This window comes from Nocardia sp. NPDC060220, from assembly GCF_042727815.1.
Taxonomy (GTDB): domain Bacteria; phylum Actinomycetota; class Actinomycetes; order Mycobacteriales; family Mycobacteriaceae; genus Nocardia.
On the sequence record NZ_JBHWZY010000519.1, the window covers coordinates 1 to 5,021 of the forward strand.

5 protein-coding genes are annotated in these 5,021 nt (G+C 68.6%); all 5 read right to left on the reverse strand.

Going from position 1 to position 5,021, the window contains the following annotated elements:
- A partial coding sequence (locus ACFWF3_RS24000) for a hypothetical protein (RefSeq protein WP_379315349.1) occupies window positions 1-264 on the reverse strand: 264 nt, incomplete at its 3' end.
- Between the two features lie 36 nt (window positions 265-300).
- Complete coding sequence (locus ACFWF3_RS24005; protein ID WP_378993752.1) at window positions 301-1,032, reverse strand: ESX secretion-associated protein EspG; 732 nt, start codon at window positions 1,030-1,032, stop codon at window positions 301-303.
- A 192-nt stretch (window positions 1,033-1,224) separates the two neighbouring features.
- Window positions 1,225-2,175, reverse strand: a complete 951-nt coding sequence (locus ACFWF3_RS24010; RefSeq protein ID WP_379315350.1) for a D-isomer specific 2-hydroxyacid dehydrogenase family protein — start codon at window positions 2,173-2,175, stop codon at window positions 1,225-1,227.
- A gap of 151 nt (window positions 2,176-2,326) precedes the next feature.
- Complete coding sequence (ligD, locus tag ACFWF3_RS24015; protein WP_379315351.1) at window positions 2,327-3,286, reverse strand: non-homologous end-joining DNA ligase; 960 nt, start codon at window positions 3,284-3,286, stop codon at window positions 2,327-2,329.
- 63 nt (window positions 3,287-3,349) lie between these two features.
- Window positions 3,350-5,021 (reverse strand): MMPL family transporter (locus tag ACFWF3_RS24020; RefSeq protein ID WP_379315352.1); only part of this gene is annotated, 1,672 nt, incomplete at its 5' end.

Consider the following 5,021-nt stretch of genomic DNA (forward strand, 5'->3'; position numbering starts at 1 on the left):
GTCGATGTAGCGATCGAGCAGTTCGGCGGCGTCGCGTGCCTTGTGCGCGAAGCCCGCCTGCAACTGCTGGGCGGAGACGAAGCCGCCGAATCCCGCTGCCTCGGCAGCGTTCTCGAGCCCCTGACGCAGCTGGGCGAGATGCTCGGCCTGCTGTTCGTAGAGGTCGGCGCATCGGCGCGCGGCATCGGGGTCGAATGTCAGTGTCCCCGCCACGGCGGCGCTGCGGAACCGGGAGATCTCGGCTCTGCTGCTCTCGATCGTCATCGCGTCTCCCCTCCAGATGATGCGGTGGAGTCCAGGTTAGCCGGACCTTCTGCTGTGCGAACTGTGCGCCGGCACCAATCTGCGCTGCAATTGCGCGGCCAGTTGCCCAGTGGACGCGGGCACCACGTGCACGGTTTCGCCCGCTCGCAGCAGGTAGCGGCCGTCGTTGGCCACGTCGATCCAGCTGTAGTGCACCGGTGGGTTCGGCACCGGACGGTCGAGCCCGGTTTCGATGCGGATGTGGCCCTCGGCGGTGTGCGGCCTGCGTAATAGTCGCTGGATGCGGGGCACGGCGGGATGGGTCGCGAGCACAGTTTCCTCGTCGCGCACCGCCTCGGTCGCGGCCTCGCGCGCGGGTTCGCGTCCGGGTGGGGTATCGGGCAGGCAGGCGGTGACGCGCGCGCCGATCCCCGCGGTGTGCCCGATCGAAACACGCACGCTGCCACCGTAATCGGGCCGGGTACTCGGTTCCTGCCTTACCAGCACCGCATGGTCGTAGACCGCGCAGGCCAGCAGCCGGATTTCGCTGCCTGGGGTATGGGCGCCGCCGACCAGCACGATCCTGGCGTGTGGTTCGGCGATGATCCGCAGACAGGCGGCGAGGTCGGGGTCACCCCCGCGTAGTCGGTCGTCGAGTCCCGCGCGTAGCCGCGCCGCGTCGTTCTCGGTGTGCGGCGACTCGAGCACGCGCAACGGAAACGGCATGCGATCCTGACCCGATTCCCGCCAGACGTGCGCGAATTCGTCAGCGGTGAAGGTCCATCCCATTGCCGATCCCATCCTTACCGAACCAGGACGGGGACAGCCTAACCCGCGTTGTCCGATTCCGGCGTGCCGATCGAGCCTCATATCTCCGAACGGAATCTTTTCCCGCTCTGAGTACCTCAGCTGACTGTTCCGGCGGACGCTGAGGTCGGCCGACGTTTTTACGATCGCAGTCCGGGTCAGCGGCCGGACCTCTCAGTAACCGCGCGCAGTGTCGATGATCGCGTCCAACGGCTCGCCCGCGACGAACCGTGCCACATTCGCGCCGACATGATCGGCGAACGCCGCCAACCGCAACTGCGGTGGGTTCGAATCGTGCGGGGTGATGATCGCGTTCGGCAATGTCCACAGCGGGTGCCCGCCGGGCAGCGGTTCCGGGTCGGTGACGTCGAGTCCGGCGCCGCCGATCACCCCGCCGGTCAGCGCGTCCACCAGCGCGTCGGTGTCGATCAGGCTGCCACGGGCCACATTGATCACCCACGACGACGGCTTGAGCCTGGACAGTTCGTCGGCGCCGATGAGGTGGCGCGTCTGCGCCGTCGCGGGTGCCGCGACCACCACATGATCGGTGTGCGACCACACCCGCGCGAGCTGATCGGTCGGCACCGTCTCGACATCGGCGGGAATGCCGGTGCCGGTCACCGGACGTCCCGACCGGTTTACCGCGATCACATGGGCGCCCAGCGGCGCCAGCATCGGGATCAGCGCGCGACCGATCCCGCCGGCACCGACGATCGTCACGGTCTTGCCGCGCAGCGATCCGACGTGCGGGAAGAACTCCCGCTGCTGCCACGACGTCGCCCGCAACTGTTCGGGCAGGTACCGCACCCCGGCCAGCAACAGCATCAGCGCGTGTTCGGCGACACTGTGCGAGAATGCCCCTGCCGCGGAGGTGAACACCACGTCCGGATGCGCGGTGAACACGCCCGCGTCGAAGAAGTCCTCGATCCCCGCGGCGGGCAACTGCGCCCAGCGCACCGACGACGGCAGGGTCGCCGGAAAATCGCTGGGTTTGCCGGTCCAGATCAGTGCGTCGGCCTCCGCCACCTCACCCACCCGAGCGCCCGCTCCGACGACCGCTTTCTCGAGCAAGCGCGGCGCCGGCTGATCCGGGGCGATCGCGATCGTGGTCGCGGATTCCTGCACAGAGACCTCCTGGGTCGATCGGCTGCCGGTGCCGCACTGCGGCTCGAGCGCTGTCCTGGGCACCGCACGCGGTACCGGACCCTGATTCTTCCTCGTCGCTGTCGACGGCGCCTCCGCACCCTCCCGGTCTCGCGAAGTGGTCCGGGACTGCTCACTGTTCGTCGAGGTCGACGAGTTCCTCGACGCCGTGCCGGTCGGCCAGTTCCAGCAGGGGCGCGATGTCGAAGACGGCGTTGTCCATGTCGGCCTGTAGGTCGCCGAGTTCGGCATAGCGGGCAGGCACGGTCTGGATGGTGAAGTCACGGGGCACGATGTCGTCGATCTCGGTCCAGCGAACCGGCGTCGACACGGTGGCCTCCGGCACGCCACGCACGGAGTAGGCGGCGGCGATGGTGTGGTCGCGCGCGTTCTGGTTGTAGTCGACGAACAGCTGCGCGGGATCGCGGTCCTTGCGCCACCAGGCCGTGGTGACATCCTCGGGCGCACGCCGTTCGATCTCCTGCGCGAACGCGAGCGCGGCCCGGCGAACCTCCTGAAACCCGTACTCCGGCGCGATCCGCACGTACACGTGCAGTCCGGACCCACCGGAGGTCTTCGGCCAGCCGACCGCGCCGAGCTCGTCGAGCACCTCGTGCACCACCCCGGCCACCCGCTGCACCCGCGACCACGGGCAGTCGGGCATCGGATCGAGGTCGATGCGCCATTCGTCGGGCGACTCGGTATCGGAGGCCCGCGAATTCCAGGGGTGGAACTCCACGGTGGACATCTGCACAGCCCAGATCACCTCGGCGAGCTCGTGCACGCAGAGCTCGTCGGCATGCCTGCCGTAGCGCGGAAAATACACGCGCACGGTCGGTATCCAGTCCGGCGCACCCGCAGGCACCCGCTTCTGGTGCACCTTTCCGCCCGGCAGTCCCTTGGGGAATCGGTGCAGCATGCAGGGCCGATCCCGCAGGGCGTTGACGATCCCGTCCCCGACGCTCAGGTAGTACTGCGCGAGGTCGAGCTTGGTCACGCCGAGTTCGGGAAAATACACCCGGTCGGGATTGCTGACCCGCACGGTGTGCTCACCCACCGGTAGTTCGACCGCAGGCGCCGCAGGCTTGGCCACCCGCCCAACGATAGACGAGCAGGCCCGCCCCCGTGGGGGAGCGAGCCTGCGTCGGTGTGGCCGTTACCAGCGGCTGTGCTCCGTCGGCGGGGTGTAGTAGCTCTCGGCGTAGGAGTGCTCTGCCCAGCGGGACTTCGCGTCCGCGTCGCTGTCACCACCGTGGCCGGGCCACCACGCGCGCCGCCCGAGCAGCGCGGTCACCGCGGGGGTGAAGAACAGCGCCATCACGAACGCGGCGATCGCGATGCCCACCGAGATGGCAAAGCCCATCTGCGACAGGGTGCTGTTGCCCGCCAGCATCATCGAGGCGAAGGTGCCCGCCAGGATCAGTCCGGCCGCCGCGACGGTCGGCCCGGTGTGCCGCACGGCCAGCGCCGCCGCTTCGCGTGGCGTGTGTCCCTCGCGGGCTTCCTCGCGCAGCCGGGCGACCATCAGGATGTTGTAGTCGGTGCCCAGCGCGACGACGAACAGGTACATGATCACCGGCAGCGTGAAGATCAGGCCGTTCTCGCCCTGGATCTGCTGGAACACCAGCACCGTGGCACCCAAGGTCGCGGCGAAGCCGAGGAACACCGAGGCCATCAGGTACCACGGTGCGACGAGACTGCGCAGCAGCAGCGCCAGCACGAGCATGATCAGGATCGCGGCCACCGGGAAAACGATCGCGTAGTCGTGGTTCATGGCGTCCTTGAAGTCCACGAACACCGCGGTCATGCCGCCGACCGCCGCCGTGGCCCCCGCGGGCGCCGCTTGATGCGCGACCGTACGCAGCGGACCGGCCACCGTGTCGAGCGCCGCATCGGATTCCGGTGCGTCGGCGAGCGTCACCTGGAAGTCGGCGATCGTGCGGTCCGGTGACAATTGCGCCTGCCCGACCTGCCCGACGCCTTCGACCTGGGTCAACGCCGTTCGGTAGGTCGTGAGCTGGTCCTCGCTCAGCGGTCCGCCGGGCGAGTGCAGCAACACGTCGGAGGGCTGGGTGGCGCCCGCCGGCATTCCCTTGAGCAGCTCGGTGGTGAAGACCACCGACTCGGAGGCGTCGGAGGTGGAACCCGAGCTCAGATCGAAGGTCGGGTTGAAGCCGACCGCGAACACCCCGAGCGCCACCAGCACTCCGCCGGAGGCGACAGCGAATACGCCCGGCCGCCTGCCCATCGCCGCGCCGATCGCGCCGAACCGCGCGCCTCTCGGTTCGACCTGCCACGCCTTCGAGGGCCAGAACACCTTGGTGCCCAGCAGGGAGACGATCGCGGGTACCAGCGTGAGACCGGCCAGCAGCGCCACCGCGACGGCGATCGCCAGCGCGGGACCCATCGCCCGGAACATGCCGAGGCTCGACAGGGTCAGCGCCATGAACGCGATGATCACGGCGGCTGCCGCCGAGGTGATGGCCTCACCGACGCGGGCCACCGCGTTGATCATCGCGGTCTTGGGATCGTCGCCCGCTCGCAGCCGTTCCCGGTAGCGGAACATCAGGAACAGGATGTAGTCGGTGCCGACGCCGAACAGTACGACCAGCAGGATGGCGCTGATCGAGGTGTCGATATCGAGGTCGAATGCCTTGGCCGCCATGGCGATCAGGCCGCTGACCGTGCTCGAGATCGCGCCGATGGTGATCACCGGCAGCAAGGCGATGACCGGGCTGCGGAAGATGATCAGCAGCAGCACCAGGATCAGCACGATCGTGGCGATGCCGATGATCGCCATGCCCTTCTCGCCCTCCTCGGTCTGATCG

What these genes read in the sequence shown, in the direction of transcription:
- ACFWF3_RS24005 (WP_378993752.1), bottom strand. Translation starts at nt 1,032, where the DNA reads ATGGGATGGACCTTCACCGCTGACGAATTCGCGCACGTCTGGCGGGAA.